The 18956-nt window shown below is 76.0% G+C and carries 11 protein-coding genes; 8 read left to right on the forward strand and 3 right to left on the reverse strand.

Annotated elements, in window-relative coordinates; all coding sequences use genetic code 11:
* The first annotated feature begins 45 nt into the window (after positions 1-45).
* The 3 genes from ACIPSC_RS16940 (at position 46) to ACIPSC_RS16950 (ending at position 5572) form a co-directional block, all read left to right on the forward strand.
* Positions 46-1047, forward strand: coding sequence for an SMI1/KNR4 family protein (locus ACIPSC_RS16940; RefSeq protein ID WP_400826402.1), 1002 nt, complete (start codon positions 46-48; stop codon positions 1045-1047).
* 99 nt (positions 1048-1146) lie between these two features.
* The gene (locus tag ACIPSC_RS16945; RefSeq protein WP_400826404.1) at positions 1147-3930 is read left to right on the forward strand and encodes an SUKH-4 family immunity protein; all 2784 of its coding nucleotides are present in this window, start codon (positions 1147-1149) and stop codon (positions 3928-3930) included.
* A 268-nt stretch (positions 3931-4198) separates the two neighbouring features.
* Positions 4199-5572, forward strand: coding sequence for a hypothetical protein (locus ACIPSC_RS16950; RefSeq protein WP_400826405.1), 1374 nt, complete (start codon positions 4199-4201; stop codon positions 5570-5572).
* 30 nt (positions 5573-5602) lie between these two features.
* Here the strand turns inward: ACIPSC_RS16950 and ACIPSC_RS16955 are convergent, their stop codons facing one another.
* A complete protein-coding gene (locus ACIPSC_RS16955; protein WP_400826406.1) occupies positions 5603-6229 on the reverse strand; it encodes a hypothetical protein in 627 nt (208 codons plus the stop codon).
* A 488-nt stretch (positions 6230-6717) separates the two neighbouring features.
* Here ACIPSC_RS16955 and ACIPSC_RS16960 point away from each other — a divergent pair, with 488 nt between their 5' ends.
* Positions 6718-7062, forward strand: coding sequence for a beta/gamma crystallin domain-containing protein (locus ACIPSC_RS16960; protein WP_400826407.1), 345 nt, complete (start codon positions 6718-6720; stop codon positions 7060-7062).
* A 63-nt stretch (positions 7063-7125) separates the two neighbouring features.
* Here the strand turns inward: ACIPSC_RS16960 and ACIPSC_RS16965 are convergent, their stop codons facing one another.
* Positions 7126-8439, reverse strand: coding sequence for a nucleotide sugar dehydrogenase (locus ACIPSC_RS16965; RefSeq protein ID WP_400826409.1), 1314 nt, complete (start codon positions 8437-8439; stop codon positions 7126-7128).
* A 760-nt stretch (positions 8440-9199) separates the two neighbouring features.
* On the opposite strand from ACIPSC_RS16965, the gene mfd reads away from it, so the two are divergent.
* On the forward strand, positions 9200-12832 hold the full coding sequence (gene mfd, locus ACIPSC_RS16970) for a transcription-repair coupling factor (RefSeq protein ID WP_400826410.1): 3633 nt from the start codon (positions 9200-9202) through the stop codon (positions 12830-12832).
* A gap of 177 nt (positions 12833-13009) precedes the next feature.
* Here mfd and ACIPSC_RS16975 read toward each other — a convergent pair whose 3' ends face one another.
* Complete coding sequence (locus ACIPSC_RS16975) at positions 13010-13645, reverse strand: DUF4352 domain-containing protein (protein WP_400826412.1); 636 nt, start codon at positions 13643-13645, stop codon at positions 13010-13012.
* Positions 13646-13894: 249 nt separating this feature from the next.
* Between ACIPSC_RS16975 and ACIPSC_RS16980 the strand changes: the two genes are divergently transcribed.
* The 3 genes from ACIPSC_RS16980 to ACIPSC_RS16990 all read left to right on the forward strand — a co-directional run bounded on the left by ACIPSC_RS16980 (position 13895) and on the right by ACIPSC_RS16990 (position 18950).
* Entirely contained in the window at positions 13895-16177 is a 2283-nt protein-coding gene (locus tag ACIPSC_RS16980; protein ID WP_400826413.1) for an N-6 DNA methylase, read from the forward strand.
* A 287-nt stretch (positions 16178-16464) separates the two neighbouring features.
* Entirely contained in the window at positions 16465-17235 is a 771-nt protein-coding gene (locus ACIPSC_RS16985) for a hypothetical protein (RefSeq protein ID WP_400826415.1), read from the forward strand.
* Entirely contained in the window at positions 17232-18950 is a 1719-nt protein-coding gene (locus ACIPSC_RS16990; RefSeq protein WP_400826416.1) for a protein kinase, read from the forward strand. The genes ACIPSC_RS16985 and ACIPSC_RS16990 overlap by 4 nt, the downstream gene beginning before the upstream one ends.
* Positions 18951-18956 lie beyond the last annotated feature (6 nt).

The raw sequence follows: 18956 nt of genomic DNA on the forward strand, positions 1-18956 counted from the left end.
GCCAGCAGGCACGGAGAATTTGCAGCAGCCAGTGGGGGCTCCCAGATGACGACAGGTCGGCCCGGCGTCTCCGCCGCACCGAACGCGGCGTACGCAGGTCAGGTGGTGCACTTCCCGGATCCGGTCCGCGCGGAGCGGCACCCCGCCGGGGTCCGGATGGACGAGTACGGCTACCCGGACTTCGGCCCCTACACGGCGGCCGTGGCCGAGGTCGCCGACCCGCCGGCGGGCTTCGGGGTCGACGAGCTGCGGCTGACCGACTACGTCTCGGCCAACGCCGCGCAGTTCACCCAGGGCCACCCGCTCTGGGCCGACCTGGAGACCGCCGTCGCCACCCCGCCCGGCTGGACCTGGCACCACGCGGTCGGCCGGGCCGCGCCCGGCTGGCGCCGGATGGAGCTCGTCCCGGTCGAGGTCAAGGCCCTGCTGCGGCACCACGGCGGCCTGGCCACCTCCACCGCCGACCACAGCCGCCGCGGCACCCGCCCGCTCCAGGAGCGCCGGCCCGTGCACTTCTCGCTCGCCAAGGACGGCGGCGACCCGATCGGCGTCCCGGAGGACCTCGTGCAGCGGGCCGAGGAACGCCTCGGCTACCGGCTGCCCGGCGCCTACCGGACCTTCCTCAAGCTCGGCGGCGGCCGCGCCGCGGTCGGCGTCGCGCTCGACCCCGAGCTCGGCATGCTGCTCGACCAGCCGTTCCTGACCCTCAGCGAGGAGTACGGGACCGATGACGTCGTCTACGCCAACAAGTGCCTGCGCGACCACCTCACCAAGGACTACCTCGGCATCGCCTATGCCCAGGGCGGCATCGTGGCGCTCAAGGTGCGCGGCGAGCGGGCCGGCTCGGTCTGGTTCTGCCTGTACGACGACGCCCGCGACAGCGGTGCGCCCGAGGCGCCCGAGGACCGCGTCGCCCGGCTGCTGCTGCCCTGCGGCGAAGACTTCGACGCCTTCCTGCTCCGGCTGGCCGGCAGCCCGCCGGAGCTGGAGACGGTGGCGGAGCTGATGGTGGACGGCGGGTTCGCCCGCGCCGTGCCGGTGGGCTGACGTGGCTGCGTCGGGTGCGGTCGCGCCGGCCGGGCCGCCGGCGGTACTTGCGGTGATGGTGGAACAAGCGGGGACGAAGGGGACAGGGGTGAACCGGGCGTGGTGACGTACGCGCAGGCGCAGGAACTCGCCGAGGAGTGGATCAACGGCGGGGTGCCGCGTTCGCAGCAGCGCGAGGTGCGGGTCCGGGAGTTCGACCTGGGCTTCGTCTGCTGGGCGGTCCGGCCCGCCGACGGCGACCCGGGCGGCGACGACGGCTCGGCCGGCGAGGCCCGGCTGGTGATCGCCCGGGACTCCGGCGCCAGCACGCTGTGGCCCGCGCTGCCGGTCAACGAGGTGGTCCGGCAGTTCGAGGAGGTCTACGGCCGCCCGGTCGCGGCCAACCCGGCCGGGGCGGCGCGGCCCGCGCCCGGACCGGTCGAGGCGACGTCCTTCCTGCTCAGCCCGCCGCAGTGGCTCCAGGAGGCGGGCGAGGCGGCGATCGCCGCCGAGGCCGAGCGCCTGGGGGCGCCGGCTCCGGCCGCCGCCGCGGCAGAACCGGCCGCCCCGGCCCCGGCCCAGGCCCCGCCGGCGCCGCCCGCCGCCCCGGCGCCCGCGGTGCTGACCACGCCGCCGGTCTCCGAGCGGCCGGCGGGCGACGCTCCGACCATGCTGGCCCCGCCGCCCGCCCACGAAGAGCCGGTCGGCCCGCCCGCGGCGCCGCCCGCCGCCCCGGTGCCCCCGGCCGCCCCGGTGCCCCCGGCCGCCCCGCCGGCGCCCGGCGGAGCGGAGGCGGCGACCGTGCTGCTGCCCGACGGCCTGCGGACCAACGGCGCCGGCCTGCCCGGCGCGCCGGGCCCCGGTTCCGAGGCGGCCACCGAGCTGCTCCCGAGCCTGACCGGCCTGCCCGGGGTGTCCGGCCCCGGCACGCCCGTGCCGGGCACGCCGGTTCCCGGTATGCCGCCCGCCGCGCCCGCTGCGGCCGCTGCGCCCGCGCCGACACTGCTGGCGCCGCCGGACGGCCTGCCCGGTCTGGCCGGCCTGCCGGGTGCGCCCGTGCCCGGGACGCCGCCGCACGGCGTGCCCGGCCCCGGCGCGCCCGCGACCCCGCCGCCGGGCGGTCCGGCGGTCGAGTACGCGCCGACCATGCTGGCGCCGCCGGACGGCCTGCCGGGCCTGGCCGGTCTGCCCGGTGCCCCCGGTGCCCCCGGGCCCGCCGTTCCGCCGCAGGGCGGTGCGGCCGTCGACCACGCCCCGACGATGCTGGCGCCGCCGGACGGCCTGCCCGGTCTGGCCGGCCTGCCCGGCGCCCCCGGGCCCGGCACGCCGCCCGGTGGGATCCCGGCCGGCGCCCCGGGCGCCGACGCGCCGCAGGGCGCGCGCGGCCGCAGCCCCGCCTCCGCCCCGCCGCCGCCCCCGCCGGCCGCCCTGCGCGGCGGCCCGTCCGGCCCGTCCGGCTCCCCGGTCTCGCTCGGCCGCAACCCCGGCTCTGCCCCCCCGCCGCCCCCGCCGGGCGAGCTGCGGCAGACCCCGGGCTCCGGCGGCCCCGCGGCCGGCGCCGGCGGTCGCAGCGCCGACAGCGCGCCGCCGCCCCCGCCGCCGGCGGGCCTGCGCGGTGCCGACGCCCCGCCGGCGGCCGCCGAGTCCGGCGCGCCCGGCGCCGGCGTGGCGTACGAGCGCACCCAGCTGGCGAGCGCGATCGACCCGGTGCTGCTCGGCGGCGCCCCGGGCGCGCCCGTCGACCCCGGCACCCCGCCGTCCGGCGGACCGGCCGTCCCGCCGCCGCCCGGTCCGGGCGGCCCCGGCGCGCCCTCGGCCGGCTACGGCTACCCCGGCGCGCCCTCGGCCGGCGCGCCCGCCCCGGCGGCGGCCCCGGCCGTCCCGCCCGCCGCCGTCCCCGGACCGCCGCAGGGCGCCCCGGTGCCGCCCGGCGTGCCCGCCGTCGGCCCCGGCTACTTCGCTGCGCTCAGCTACCGCGGCCCGGACGGCTCCGAGCAGAAGCTGCTGCACCGCAGCGAGCCCGGCACCCCGCATCCGGAGTGGAAGATCCTCCAGGACCTGCGCCGGCTGAACGTCCCGCCGGAGCAGGTGCTGGAGCTCTACACCGAGCTGGAGTCCTGCGACCTGCCGGGCGGCTACTGCAACCGCATGATCGCGGCCTCCTGGCCGAACGTCCGGCTCACCCACACCGCCGACTACGGCCGCGACCACCACTCCCGGCAGGCCGGCATGGCCCAGCTGCTCGACCACCTGGACGAGCTGCACCAGCTGGCCTCCGGCCCGCAGCGGGTCCGGCCGTTCCGGGTGCCGCTGCCGGCGCCGGGCACCGTCCCGCCGCTGCCGCCGATCGCGCCGCAGCAGCTGGCCCAGGAGCTCGGCCAGGCGTTCGGCCAGAACGTGTTCCGCTTCGAGCAGCGGGCGGTCGCCCGCCAGGGCGTCCCCGAGCCGGTGGCACAGACCCTGATGTGGGCCGGCCTGCCGCGCGACTTCGGCCCGTTCTTCTGGGCCCAGGCCCAGGAGGGCCGCCCGATCCCGACGCTCGCCGAGCTGGCCGCCGAGCGCGGCCTGACCGGCGGGCCGGAGTTCGGCGGCTACCTGGTGCTCGGCAACGACTACGGCCGCCAGCTCTGCGTGCAGTACGGCACGGCGCACGTGGTCGCGGTCGACCTGGAGGGAACCGGCGAGCCCCCCCGCTTCGTCAACAGCGGTGTACCGGAGTTCGTCCGCGCCCTGGCCCTGCTGGGCCGGATGTGGCGGCTGCGGTACGGGCTGACGCCTGACCAGGCCGGTCGCTGGACGACCGACTTCCAGGCCCAGCTCGCCGCGATCGACCCGGCGGCCCTGCAGTCCGCGGACACCTGGTGGGCCGTTCTGCTGGAGCAGTTCTGGGACGGCCTGCTGTAGCGGACCGTCGTGGATCCGTGCAGGTGGAAGGGGTCGTTCCGGTGGCCGGGACGACCCCTTCGGCATGCCGGGGCGGCTCTGCCTCGTTGGGGTTTCGCCCCGATCTGCGCAAAATAGGTCAAGAGGATGGGTGTATTCACCCACTCCTCGACATGTTCCGATCCGTGTGACGTGCGAATCCGGACCTGGTTCCGGCATCCGGTTCCGGATCCGTCCGTTCCGTCCGATCATGGGCTCCGCAGCCCGCGACCCGAGGGGAAGAGAGCCCATGAGCGACGCCGTCCCCCAGTACGGCTTCACCGCTGCCCGGCGCGGTTACGCGCCCGAGCAGGTCGACCGAGCCCTGGTGGCTCTCACCGCCCAGCGCGACGAGGCGTGGGAGCGGCTGAGCGTGCTGGGTGCCGGGATCCGGGAGATGGAGCGCCGCCTTGCCGAGATCCGGCAGGCCGCCGCCGATGCTCCGGATCCGGACTACCACGTGCTCAGTGACCAGGCCGCCGGTCTGGCCCGGATGGCCGAGAACGAGGCCCGGGCCGTCCGGGAGGCGGCCGAGCGGGCCGCCGAGGACCTCCGCGACGAGGTCTACGAGACCGGCCAGGACCTCGCCCGAGCCGCCAAGGAGTACGCCGCCACCACCCGGTCCGAGGCGGACCAGGCCGCCCGCCGCACCGACGAGCGGACCAGGGCCGAGGCCGAGACGGTCCGGGCCGACGCCGACCGCGAGTCCCGCACCGTCCGGGACTCCGCCACCGCGCACGCCGCCAAGGTGCGGGTCGCGGCGGCCGAGGCCTCCGAGCGGGCCGAGGCCAAGCTGGCCGAGCTCCGCCGGGCGGCCGACGAGTCCTTCGCCGCCGCCGAGGCCAAGGCCGACGGCGAGGACTCCGCCGTCTCGGCGACCGCCGAGCGCCGGCTGAAGGAGGCCGAGCAGCACCGCGAGGCCGTGCTCGGCCGGATCAAGCAGTCGGACGCCGAGGCGCAGGCCCGGGCGGACGAGCTGATCGAGCAGGCCCGGCGCGAGGCCGAGCGGATCAACACGGCGAGCGAGCGCGAGCAGCGCGAGTTCGCCTCCCGGCAGGAGACGGTGCAGCAGCACCTGGACCACATCAAGGGCACCCTGGCCTCGCTCACCGGCGCGGCCGTGGGTGCGATCGAGCCCGCCGAGGCGGTCGAGGCGGCCGGGGCCGCAGAGCCCGCAGCCGTGGAGCCGGCCGAGGGTGCGCCGGTGGTGGACTCCGAGGCGGACACCGGTGAGATCGCGGTGGCCGGCCTGCGCAAGGACACCGCCCCCGGTACCGGCGCGGCCACCACGGTGCAGGCCGCGGTTACCCCCGGTCGGGTCGCCCCCGCCGCGGTCACGCCGGGGCCGGTCACGCCGGGCCCGGTGGCGCCCGCCGGCTCCGTGCCCGCCGCGGCCTCCGGGACCTCCGTGCCCGCCGCGGCCTCCGGGACCTCCGTGCCCGCCGCGGCCTCCGCGGTGCCGCCCCGCCCGTCCTCGCCGCCGGGCGCCGCGTCCGCCCCGGGCGCGCCTGCGGACGGCGGGAAGCGGACCGAGGAGGAGACCCGGATCATCCCGAAGATCGTGATCGTCGACGACGGCAGCGACTACGCCACCCCGAACACGGTGGGCTACAAGCGGCACTGACGGCCCGCCGGGGCCACGGGCCGATCCGCCTCAGGAACCCTCGGCCGCGAGCAGTTGTGCCAGCTTGGCCTCCTGGGCCCTGACCGCCTCCTGGTGGGCGGTCAGGGCCTGTGCGTTGCGCTCGATCTGCTGCCGCTGGTAGCCGGCCAGGACGGCGAACCAGATCCCGGCCAGGTTGACGCGGGCGGTGCAGTCCGCGTCGGCGCGGGCCGTGGCCAGCTCGGTGGGGGTGGTCTCCGGGGCGCTGCGGAACCGTTCGGCCAGGGCCGCCGGATCGTCGGCCCGGAAGCCGGTGCCCGCCATGCAGACCGACCACTCCTTGGTGGCCGTGACCACCCGGCCGTCCCGGCCGGTCGCCCCGATCGACTCGTCGAAGAGCCGGCCGATCAGCTCCGCCCCCGCCCCGGGCGGCGCCCCGATCCGCTCCGCCGCCTGTCGGTCGCAGTCCACCCGGGTGGCGTCGTACGCCTCGCCGGAGCCGGCGGCCGGCCCGGTCGGCCGGGGCCGGGTGCGCTTCGGCGGGTGGAACCCCTGCGTGGCGGCCGCCTCCTGCCCGAGGTACCCCCAGCCGCCGGCGGGCAGGGCGGTCGCGTCGTCCGGCGCCTGGGCGTCCTGGAGACCGTCGCCGGTGAACCCGGTGTACCCCGCCCTCCGCATGCACGAGACGATCAGCACATTCCGCGCCCGAATCTCTTTCACGGCATCCTGGTCATTGGCCTGATAAGCGGAGAGCGGCAGTCCGGTCATTCCGCCGCGCCCCGATTCCGGCGGTTTCGGGTCGGCGATCGGCGGCGGCTTCGCCGGGGAATCCACGGGGCCTTCTCCGGACGAGTCGGTGCAGCCAGTGGAAAGGATGGCCAAAACGCCCGTAAGGGCTATGGCGGCGAATCGTCCGAAATGTGCTGGCGCTGCCAAACCTTCTGCTCCGATCCTCAAGCGCGGCAAGGTTGTTCGGACCATAGCGCATTCCCATTCGGCCCGATCCCGGGGTATCGCCGGTGGTGGCGGCTTGGCCGGAAATCACCTGTTCGGGGGTAAGTCGCCATGCGAATCTCTGGAGTCGCAACCGCTGCCGATGGAGGGGTTTCATGATTCACCGCACAAATCCCGCAGCTCCGCGCATCGAACGCCGCTCAGGAAAAGCCGTGGCGCGCCGGATCGGCGTGCTGGCCGGGGTCGCCGCCGCCGCGGCCGCGCTGTTCCCGGCGACCACCGCGAACGCGGTGAACCGGGTCGAGTGCGGAAACCGCACCGATTTCGCGAAGGTGTACAACTACGGCTACAGCGGCCGGCTCTGCTTCGCGAACGACGGCTGGACGGCGGTGCGCATCTACAACGTCGACCGGATCGACGCGGGGAACAACAAGGTCATCACCTACCTCGGGGGCGGGATGGGCTCCTGGACCGTCTTCAACTGGGAGCAGTACGACTTCAACGGCAACCAGGGCCACCAGGTGATGATGTACGACATCAACCTCTCCCGCTGGTAGCGGGGACGGGACGGGCGCGGTGCCGGGCGGGTGCGGACGCCCGGCACCGCGCCGTTCCCGCCGTCAGAGCACCTCGACGGCCGCGCCCGAGAGCCGGCGGCGGCAGTCCAGCACGTAGCGGGCGTGCGTGGTCACGGCCTCGTAGTCGAAGTCGTCGTGGTCGGCGAGCAGCACCACCGCGTCCGCGCCGGCCAGCTCCTCCGGCGTCGCCTCGACCCGGCGGACGGCGGCGAACGGATCGCCGTGCGGGTCCTGCTCGGCGGCCCGCTGGCCGGGGATCACCGGCTCGGGCACGTGCACACCGACCACCACGTGCGGGTCGGCGGCCCGGACCTCGGCGCCCATCCTGGTCAGCAGCTCGGCGACCCGGGCGGCCGGCGTCTCGCGGGCGTCACCGGTGTTCTTCTTGTACGCGAGCCCGAGCAGCAGCACCCGGGAGCCCTTCACCGAGCGCCGGCGCTCGTTCAGCGCCTCGCCGAGCCGGCGCACCACGTAGTCCGGCATGTGGCTGTTCACGTCGTTGGCCAGCTCGACGAAGCGGAACGACTGGCCGAGGGCCCGCTCCACCCGCCAGGAGAGGTAGGACGGGTCGATCGGCAGGCAGTGCCCGCCGACGCCGGGCCCCGGGGTGAAGCGCAGGTAGCCGAACGGCTTGGTGGAGGCGGCGTCGATCGCCTCCCAGACGTCGATGCCGAGGTCGTGCGCGAACATCGCCAGTTCGTTGACCAGCGCGATGTTGACGTGCCGGAAGGTGTTCTCCAGCAGCTTGGTCAGCTCGGCCTCCTTGCAGGAGGAGACCGGCACCGTTCGCTCCACCAGCTGCCCGTAGAAGCCCTCGACCGCGGCCAGCGCCGCCGGGTCGATCCCCGACACCACCTTCGGGGTGTTCTCCAGCCGCCAGGTCGGATTGCCCGGGTCGATCCGCTCGGGGCTGTAGCCGAGGTGGAAGTCGCGGCCGGCGGTCAGCCCCGACCCCTCCTCCAGCAGCGGTGCGAGCAGCTCCTCGGTGGTGCCCGGGTAGGTGGTCGACTCCAGGACGACGGTCGCCCCCGGCCGCAGGTGCTGGGCGAGCAGCCGGGCCGAGGCCTCGATGAAGGACAGGTCGGGCACGCCGTCGCGCAGCGGGGTTGGCACGGTGATCACCGCGATGTCGAAGCCCGCCACGTCGGCCGGCTCGGCCGACGGCAGGTACGTCCCGTTCTCCAGCAGCGGCCGCAGCCGCTCGGCGGGGATGTCCTCGACGTACGACTCGCCGATCGCCAGCCGTTTGATCCGGCGCTCGTCCACGTCGTAGCCGATCACCTGGTGTCCCACCTCGGCCGCCCGGACCGCCAGCGGCAGCCCCACGTAGCCCTGGCCTGCGATGACAACGCGCATGACGAAGAACCCCCTCCATCGCGACGCCCCCTGGCCCCTCCGGGGCGTCCCCACACGGTCTTCACAACAGGGTAGGGAGCGGTGGCGGGCCGTGTGCCGGTATGCGCAAAACGGCACGGCGCGGAACGCGGGGCCGCCGGCTGTGGTGCAGGGCGGGTGCCTGCGGTCCGGGGCGGGTGGTGCGAGTGGTGCGGGAGAGGTGAGAGGGGCGGAAGACGAAAGAGGCCGAGACCCGTGGCGCCCTCCAGGAAAGGGCGCCACGGTTCCCGGCGCTTGGGCGGGCGCCCCCACCCAGGGCCGCCCGGCCTCGCACCCCCGACCCCCATCGGGTGTGCGACTGTGCCACCGCAGCCATCCCCCACGGTTGGGTGCGGCGGGCACGTTCACCATGGTGCGCGATCTCCATGGACGGGCAGTGACAGGAGTATGTCCAGTTCGTGGCGGATCGCGGAGGCGGAGCCCCGGCCCCGGGCCGGTGATTCGTCCGCGACCAGGATTCGTCGTGGACACGTCATGGACTTCCCGCGTTCTCCGGCGCTTCTCCGCGCAGCGGTGGCGACCTCGCCGTCCGGGGCCGGCCCCCGGGCCCGCGGCTGGCCGTCGCCGCGGCCGTGCCGGGCCGCGTGTCGCGTACGTGTCGGCGCCGCGGCGTAGGCTGGAGACCCCCGGCCGCTGGGCGCGCCGGGCCGTTCGCGTTGCCCCGGCGGGCCTCTCCCGCGTCGGGGGCAGCACCAGCCACGGGACGAAGAAGAGACTCCAGATGAGCCTGACCGGACTGCTCGATGTCGTCGCGCGGGACGCGGCGCTCGCCGAGGCGATCGAGGCCGCGACCGCCACCGGGCCGGCGGCGGGCGGCCGCCACCATCTCGACCTGGTCGGCCCGCCCGCCGCCAGGCCGTTCGCCATCGCCGCACTGGCCCGCGCGCTGTCCGGGCAGGCGGCGGGCGAGCGCGGCCGGCCGGTCCTGGCCGTCACCGCGACCGGCCGGGAGGCCGAGGACCTCGCCGCCTCGCTCCGCTCGCTGCTGCCGCCCGACGCCGTGGCCGAGTTCCCGGCCTGGGAGACCCTGCCGCACGAGCGGCTCTCGCCGCGCTCGGACACCGTCGGCCGCCGGCTGGCCGTGCTGCGCCGGATCGTTCACCCGAGGGTGGACGACGCGGCCGCCGGGCCGGTGCAGGTGGTCGTGGCGCCGGTTCGCTCGGTGCTCCAGCCGCAGGTGAAGGGGCTGGCCGAGCTGGAGCCGGTGGCGGTGCAGCGGGGCGAGTCGCACGACCTGGAGGAGGTGGCCCGCCGGCTTGCCGCGGCCGCCTACGCCCGGGTCGAACTGGTCGAGAAGCGTGGCGAGTTCGCGGTGCGCGGCGGCATCCTGGACGTCTTCCCGCCGACCGAGGAGCACCCGCTGCGGGTGGAGTTCTGGGGCGACGACGTCGAGGAGATCCGCTACTTCAAGGTGGCCGACCAGCGGTCGCTGGAGATCGCCGAGCACGGCCTCTGGGCGCCGCCCTGCCGCGAGCTGCTGCTGACCGACGAGGTGCGGGCCCGGGCCGCCGAACTGGCCGCCGAGCACCCCGGGCTCGCCGAGATCCTGGACAAGATCGCCGAGGGCATCGCGGTCGAGGGCATGGAGTCGCTGGCGCCGGTGCTGGTGGACGACATGGAGCTGCTGCTGGACGTGCTGCCGCTCGGCTCGGTCGCCGTGGTCTGCGACCCGGAGCGGGTCCGCACCCGGGCGGCCGACCTGGTGGCGACCAGTCAGGAGTTCCTGCACGCCTCCTGGGTGGCGGCCGCGGCCGGCGGCGACCGGCCGATCGACCTGGAGGCGATCGACGTCTCCGCCGCCTCGCTCTGGTCGCTGGCGGACGTCCGCGAGCACGCGGCCGAGATCGGCCTGCCCTGGTGGTCGGTCAGCCCGTTCGCGACCAGCGAGTCCAGCGTCAGCGAGGTGCTGGAGTTCGACGCCAACACGCTGACCCTGGGCATGCACGCCGTCGAGGCCTACCGCGGCGACACCGCGCGGGCGATCGCCGACGCCAAGGAGCGGCTGGCCGCCGACTGGCGGGTCGTCATGGTGACGGAGGGCCACGGCCCGGCCAGCCGGCTCGCCGAGGTGCTCGGCAACGAGGGAATCCCGGCACGGCTGGTGGCCGACCTCGCCGAGGCGCCCACCCGGGACGTCGTCTACGTCTCCTGCGGCTCGATCGAGCACGGCTTCGTCGACGAGGCCCTGAAGCTGACCGTCGTCACCGAGACCGACCTCTCCGGCCAGAAGTCCTCCACCAAGGACATGCGCCGGATGCCGTCCCGCCGCCGCAACGCGATCGACCCGCTGGCCCTGGTGGCCGGCGACTACGTCGTCCACGAGGCGCACGGCGTCGGCCGCTACGTCGAGATGGTGCAGCGCACCGTGCAGGGCGCCACCCGCGAGTACCTGGTGCTGGAGTACGCCCCGGCCAAGCGCGGCCACCCCGGCGACCGGCTCTTCGTGCCGACCGACCAGCTGGACCAGGTCACCAAGTACGTCGGCGGCGAGGCCCCGACGCTGCACCGGCTGGGCGGCGCGGACTGGGCGAAGACCAAGCAGCGCGCCAAGAAGGCGGTCAAGGAGATCGCCGCCGACCTGATCAAGCTGTACTCGGCCCGGATGGCGGCGCCCGGCCACACCTTCGGCCCGGACACCCCGTGGCAGCGCGAGCTGGAGGACGCCTTCCCGTACGCGGAGACGCCGGACCAGCTGACCACCATCGCCGAGGTCAAGTCGGACATGGAGAAGTCCGTCCCGATGGACCGCCTGATCTGCGGCGACGTCGGCTACGGCAAGACCGAGATCGCCGTCCGGGCCGCCTTCAAGGCGGTGCAGGACGGCAAGCAGGTGGCGGTGCTGGTGCCGACCACGCTGCTGGTGCAGCAGCACTTCTCGACCTTCGCCGAGCGGTACGCCAACTTCCCGGTCGCGGTGAAGGCGCTGTCCCGCTTCCAGACCGACTCCGAGGCGAAGGCGGTGCTGGAGGGGCTGTTCGAGGGCTCGGTGGACGTCGTGATCGGCACCCACCGGCTGTTCTCCTCCGAGACCCGGTTCAAGGACCTCGGCCTGGTCATCGTCGACGAGGAGCAGCGCTTCGGCGTCGAGCACAAGGAACAGCTGAAGAAGCTGCGCGCCAACGTCGACGTGCTGACGATGTCGGCGACGCCGATCCCGCGCACCCTGGAGATGGCGGTCACCGGCATCCGCGAGATGTCCACGATCACCACCCCGCCGGAGGAGCGGCACCCGGTGCTGACCTTCGTCGGCCCGTACGACGAGAAGCAGATCTCGGCCGCGATCCGGCGTGAACTCCTGCGCGAGGGCCAGGTGTTCTACATCCACAACCGGGTCGAGTCGATCGACAGGGCGGCGGCCCGGCTGAAGGACCTCGTCCCCGAGGCGCGGATCGCCACCGCGCACGGGCAGATGGGGGAGACCCAGCTGGAGAAGGTGGTCGTCGACTTCTGGGAGAAGGAGTTCGACGTCCTGGTGTCGACCACGATCGTCGAGTCCGGCATCGACATCTCCAACGCCAACACCCTGATCGTGGAGCGCGGCGACACCTTCGGCCTCTCCCAGCTGCACCAGCTGCGCGGCCGGGTCGGCCGTGGCCGCGAGCGCGGCTACGCCTACATGCTCTACCCGCCGGAGAAGCCGCTGACCGAGACCGCCCACGAGCGCCTCGCCACCATCGCCCAGCACACCGAGATGGGTGCCGGTATGTACGTGGCGATGAAGGACCTGGAGATCCGCGGCGCCGGCAACCTGCTCGGCGGCGAGCAGTCCGGGCACATCGCAGGCGTCGGCTTCGACCTCTACATGCGGATGGTCGGCGAGGCGGTGGCCGAGTTCCGGGAGTCGCTGGCCAACGGCGGCGGCGAGCCGGAGGAGGAGCCGCTGGAGGTGAAGATCGAGCTGCCGGTGGACGCCCACGTGCCGCACGACTACGCCCCCGGCGAGCGGCTGCGGCTCCAGGCCTACCGCTCGATCGCGGCGGTCAACTCGGAGGAGGACATCAAGCACGTCCGGGACGAGCTGGTCGACCGCTACGGCAAGCTGCCCGAGCCGGTGGAGAACCTGCTGCTGGTGGCGGCGCTGCGGCTGTACGCCCGCCGGTGCGGGATCGCGGACATCACCCTGCAGGGCACCAGCATCCGGTTCGGCCCGGTGGAGCTGCGGGAGTCGCAGCAGCTGCGGCTGAACCGGCTCTACCCGCGCAGCCAGGTGAAGGCGGCCACCCAGCAGCTGCTGGTGCCCCGGCCGGCCACCGGGCGGATCGGGGGCAAGCCGCTGGTGGGGCGTGAGCTGCTGGCCTGGTGCCGGGAGTTCCTGTCCGCGATGTTCGACGACCTGGCGGGGGCGAAGAAGTAGCGGCGGGAAGGCAGTGGTCCGCCTCGGTGGAGGCGGGGAACGAGCGGCGGTCTCGGGCGACGGTGCCCGGGACCGCCGTTCTCTGTCGGCGGGGTGCCTCGCGGGTCGCCCGGCGGGGCGGTGCGGGGGCGTCGGCGTGACGGCGGCCGCGGCCCCCGTCGGGTGTGAACAGGGGCGTCAGCCGATCTTCCACTGGCCGACCTGGTTGGCGAAGCCGTTGTCCAGGGCGAACTGGATCTTGTCGATCTTGGCGTCGGTCGGCACCTCGAAGGTCACGAAGCCCTTGCCGGTCTCGCCGGAGGCGATGTTGGTGGGGGTCTGGAAGTCCGGTCCGGCCTTGGTCTCGGCGAACGTCGGGCCGTACGACTGGCCCTGCGCGTCGACCACCTTGGCGCTGCTCAGCGGGGACTCGCCGTAGGCCTGGGCGCCGGTGGCCTTGATCTGGAACTGCACCGCGACGTACCGCTTGCCGTCGGCGGGCTTGAGGAACTCGTTCGCGCTCTCGGCCGGGTCGACCAGCTTCACCGCGGTGACGTCGGCGGTGTTGCCCTTCTCCATGCCCTTGAGCGCGATGGTGTCGCCGACCTTGGCCGCGGCCTTGGGGGCGTCGGCCGGCTTGCTCTCGGCGGGCTTGGCGGCGGCGCCGGTGGCCGCGCCGGCGGCGGAGGCCGCAGCGGCGGTCTGCTTGGGCTCGGTGGCGACGGTGGAGCCGCCGGTGGAGTTGCAGGCGGTCGCGGTGAGTGCGACCAGCGCGGCGCCCAGCAGCAGGGCGGCGTTGCGGCGGGTGCGGCGCGGGGTGGTGGCGGCGGACATCGGTCTCTCCCGGTTTCTCGGTCCTGGGCCGCCGGCGCTCGGTTGCGTCGGCGACAGGTAGATCACACCATTCACTGTGAACGATGTCAACGGCCAATCGAGAAACACCTCTGTTCACGTGTGAACGCCGGCGGGGGTGGCGCTGGCTATGCTGTGTGGTCACACTCCGTGCCGCCCTGCCCTGCTTCGCCCCTCCTTGCCCCTCCCCGCCCCTCCCCGCCGTCCGCGCGTTGCCGAAGGAGCCCCCACATGCCGGACCGTCCCGAGGTGACCGCCGTCGAGATCGCCCGGCTGGCCGGGGTCGGGCGGGCCGCCGTGAGCAACTGGCGCCGCCGGCACGCCGACTTCCCCCGCCCGGTCGGCGGCACCGACGCCAGCCCGACGTTCGCGCTGGACCAGGTGGCCGACTGGCTCCGCGCACAGGGCAAGCTCGCCGAACTCCCGCTGCTGGAGCGCGTCTGGCAGTTGCTGGAGACCCTCCGCGACCCCGACGGCCACCCGGCCGCGCCGTTGGCCGAGGCCGGCGCCGTCCTCCTGCTGCTGCACCGCGAGCCCGAACGCTGGGCCGCCCTCGCCGCCGAGCCCGACACCCGACTGGCCACCGCGCTGCCCCGCGCCCTCGCCGAGGCCGCCGCCTCGGCGCTCGGCCCGGACGGCGCCGCCGCCCTCCGCCTCCCCGGCCTGCTCGGCAGCACCCAGCTCGACCTGGCCCGGCTGCTCGCCCGGCTGGCCGCTGCCGCCGCTGCTCCGGCCGGCGGCCCGGCGGCAGGCACCCCGGCGGCCGGTATCCCGGCAGCCGGTGCCCCCGTCGCCGACGCCGCCGGTGCGTACGAGCAGCTGCTCACCCGGTACGCCGAGGCCAACTCCCGTCTGCTCAGCCCCACCCCGCCCGAGGCCGCCGAGCTGCTCGCCGCCGTCGCCGGCGTCCCCGCCACCGTGCTGGACCCGGCCACCGGCCTGGGCCCCCTGCTGCTCGCCCTCCCGCCCACCACCGGCCGCTACGGCCAGGACGCCGACCGCGTCACCGGTGTGCTCGCCCTCCTGCGGCTCGCCCTGCACACCCCCGCCGACGACCCCGGGCCGCTCCCGGTCGAGCTGCGGGCCGGCGACGCCCTGCGCGCCGACGGCTACCCCGGCGACACCTTCGAGGCCGTGCTCTGCCAGCCCCCGTACAACGAACGGGACTGGGGCTACGACGAGTTGCAGTTCGACGCCCGCTGGCCGGGCGGCCTCGTCCCGCCGCGCGGCGAGTCCGAGCTCGCCTGGGTGCTGCACTGCCTCGCCCACACCCGCCCCGGCGGGCTCGCCGCGCTGCTGCTGCCGCCCACCGTCGCCACCCGCCGGGCCGGCCGCCGGGTCCGCGCCGAGCTGCTGCGCTCCGGTGCCCTGCGCGCCGTCATCGCCCTCCCCGCCGGCGCCGCCCCGCCGTACGGGGTGCCGCTCCACTTGTGGGTGCTGCGCGCGCCCCGCCCGGGGGACGACTTCCGGCAGGTGCTGCTGCTCGACGCGTCCTCGGCCTCGTTCGGCGCCGCCTCCGACGGGGCGGAGGGCGGCCGGGACAAGGTCCGCTGGCCCGAGCTGCGCCGGACCGTCCTGGACGCCTGGCGCGCCTTCGACCTGGCCGCCCGCGAGGGCCTGCCGCTGCCGCCGGACCGGCCGGGCGTCCACCGGGCGATGGCCGCGATCGACCTGCTCGACGACGAGACCGACCTCTCGCCGACCCGCCACGTCCCGCCCGCCTCACCGGTCGGCGGCACGGCCGAACTCTCGCACCTGAGCGGCCGGTTGACCGAGCTGCTGGGCGGCCTGGGGGAGCCGTCCGCGCTCCTGCCCGATCCGGCTCCGGGCGCAGTCGCGGCTCCGGGCGCCACCGGGTCGGCCGGCGCCGCCGGACCGGTGGTCACGGTGGGGGAGTTGGTCCGCAGCGGTGTGCTGGAGCTGTACTCCTCCGGGGCCGGTGTGCCCGCCCGCCCGGGCTCGGGCGCCCCGGGCTCGGACACCCCCGTGCTGACCGACCAGGACGTCGTCGCGGGCAACCCGCCCGGCGCCGTCCTCGCCCCGGCCGGCGCCACCGGCGGCACGGGCGCCACCGGCCCGGTGGGCGCGGCGGGCGAGCTCCGGACGCGGCCCGGCGACGTCCTCGTCCCCGCGCTCGGCGGGGGAGTGGCCCGGGTCGTCCGGGCCGGCGGCCCGCTCGCGGGCGCGGCGCTCGGCCGCCAGCTCCACCTGCTGCGGCCCGACCCGGCCGCGCTCGACCCGGAGTTCCTGGCCGGCCAGTTCCGCTCCACCGCCTCCACCCGGCGGGCCGCCAGCCACGCCTCGACCACCGTCCGCCTGGACATCCGAAGGGTCGAGCTGCCCCGTCTGCCGATCACCGAACAGCGGGCCCTCGGCGTCGCGTTCGCCCGGATCGAGGCCTTCGACGCCGGCCTCCAGCAGGCCGCCGCCCTCGCCCGTACGCTCGCCCAGGCCCTCACCGACGGCCTGGCCACCGGCACCCTGCCCCCGCCGGCCGGGCCCGCCGAATCCTGAGGCCGCCGCGGTCCCGAGCCCATCCCGAGCCCATCCCCAGCCGGTCCCGAGCCCATCCCCAGCCGGTCCCGAGCCGGTCCTGGGCCGGTCCCGAGCCGGTCCGGCGGCGGCGCCGACCCGGCGTCACATCCGCGGCCGCTCCCGGCTCCCCGCGCGGCGCTGGCCGCCCGGCCCACCGTCCGGTCCACTGCCCGGGAAGGCCTCCGGCCGGTCGGTCGTGGGCGGTACGGTGTGCGGGGATCGTCCGTGGCACGGCCGACCGCCGTTCTCACCGCTCAGGAGCGCAGATGTCAGGGCAGTACCCCGGGCAGTTCGGACCACCGCCCGGCGGCGTGCCCGCCGGCGGCATACCGGGCGGAGCGTCCTACCCGGCCCCGCCGACCGGGCCCATGCCCCTGCCGGGCCCCGGCGCCGGTCCCGCGGCGGGCCCCGGCCCGTACGGGGCGCTGGGCCGGACGCTGTGCATCCTGGCCCCGCTGCTCACCTTCGGCCTGCTCGGGATGGTCCCCGCGCTGCTGCTGGCGATCCGCCGCCGGCGGGCGTACGACGTCGTCGGCGCGGTGGTCTTCACCGGCCTGTTCCTCGCCTTCCTGGTCAGCGCCGGCATCGCCGGCGGGAACAGTGACGGCACCGTGCTCGACAAGGTGGGCACCGTGGCGCTGGTCCTGCTCTGGTTCGGCGCACCGCTGCACTTCGTGGGGATGGACCTGCGCGCGGTCTGGGACGCCGGCCGACCCGCGCCCGCCCCGGCCGCCTACTACCCCCCGACCGCCCCGCCGCCCGTCTCGCCGTACGCGGCGACCGCGATCAGCCCGTACCCGGGCGGCACTCCGGCCCGGACGGGCACCCCGCACCCGGGCGCCACTCCGTACCCCACCGGGACGCCGCAGCAGCCGCCGGCCACCCGCTTCGACGGCCCCGTCGCGCCGTACGCCACGCCCCCGACCGCCCGGGGCGGCGCCCCCGCCCCGGCCCCCGTCTCCTCGTCCGAGACCGGCGACGAACTGCGCGAGCTGGGCGAACTGCTCCGCCGTCAGGCCCGCGAGGGCCGCCCGTGAGCGTCGACCGGGTGATCGGCGGCCGCTACCGGCTGGCCGAGAAGATCGGCCACGGCGGAATGGGCCAGGTCTGGGGCGGCTACGACGAACGGCTGGACCGCCCGGTCGCGGTCAAGCTGCTCCGCACCGACCGCCTGCTCCCCGCCCACCCGTCCGGTGCCGGTGGCGGCACCGACCACGACCGCGAGGGCGACCGGCTGCGCCGCCGCTTCCTGCGCGAGTGCCGGATCACCGCCGCCCTGGACCACCCGGGCCTGGTCACCGTCTTCGACGCCGGTGAGGACGCCGGCGAGCTCTACCTGGTCATGCAGCGCGTCCCCGGCGTCAGCCTCGCCGACCTGATCGCGGAGGACGCGCCCTTCCCGATCGAGCGCGCGGCCGCCGTCGCCGCCCAGCTCTGTGCGGCGCTGGCCGCCGTCCACGCCGTGCCGGTGGTCCACCGCGATCTGAAGCCCAGCAACGTGATGGTCCGCGACGACGGCCGGATCGTCCTGCTCGACCTCGGCATCGCCACCGCGCTCGACACCGACGCCACCCGGCTCACCCTCACCGGCGCCCCGGTCGGCAGCCCGTCCTACATGGCCCCCGAGCAGGCGCTCGGCGCCGCGACCGACCCGCGCAGCGACCTGTACGCGCTCGGCTGCCTGCTGCACGCGATGATCGCGGGCGAGGAGCCGTTCCGTGCACCGACCGCCCTCGGGGTGCTCCGCCGCCACGTCGACGAGGCGCCCGTCCCGCTGCGCGACCTCCGCCCCGACGTCCCGGAGCCGATCGAACGGCTGGTCCTCGACCTGCTCGCCAAGCAGGCCGGCGGCCGCCCGGCCGACGCCCAGCAGGTCCACGCCCGGCTGCTCCCGTTCCTCCCGCCGGCCGTGTCGGCCCCGCAGCCCCGCTACGGGCCGCTGCCCGACCCGGCCCGTCCGTACCGCCACCCCCACCAGCCGCAGCCGCGGCCGGTGGCGGCCGCCGACCCGCCGCCGGTGCCGCCCGCGCCGCGGCGGGCCGAGCCGCAGCCGTTCCTGATGGCCGCGGTGCCGTCCGCGGCGGTCGCGACCCCGGTCGCCACCCCGCCCGCACCCGCGACCCCGCCCGCACCCGCGACCCCGCCCGCACCCGCCGACCTGACGGCCGCCTGCGCCCAGCTCTCCGACCTGGTCGCCGCCGAGCGGCACGCCGAGGTGCTGGACCTCGCCGCCCGGCTGCTGCCCCGGGCCCAGGCCGAACTCGGCGACGCCGCCCCGATGGTGCGCACCGTCCGGACCATCTACGCCCGCGTCCTGCTCCAGGAGCGCCGCTACCGGCAGGCGCTGCCCGAGTACCGGCTGCTGGTCGCCACCGCCGAGGGCGGCCCGGACGGCCCGCAGGCCCGCGAGCCCCGGTACCGCGCCGCGTTCTGCCTCGAACAGCTCGGCCACGGCTCGGACGCGCTCGACGAGTACCGCGCCCTGCTCTCCTCCGCGCCGGACGCCGACCCGGAGCGGGCCTTCGACCTGCGGGAGCGGATCGGCCTGCTCCTCGCGGCCGGTGGCGGCACCGAGGCCGCCTGGCAGTGGCTGCTCCAGCTGCTCTTCGACCGCGAGCGCCGCGACGGCCCGCACCACCCGGCCGTCCGCCGGCTCCGCCAGGCGCTCGACACCCTCCAGCCCCACCGCACCACCAACCACTCGGTCCCGCCGCAGGACCCCCGCGCGACCCCCTGGCCGCCGGGCCGCTGACCGGCC

This window comes from Kitasatospora sp. NPDC090091 (assembly GCF_044747365.1).
Taxonomy (GTDB): Bacteria; Actinomycetota; Actinomycetes; order Streptomycetales; family Streptomycetaceae; genus Kitasatospora.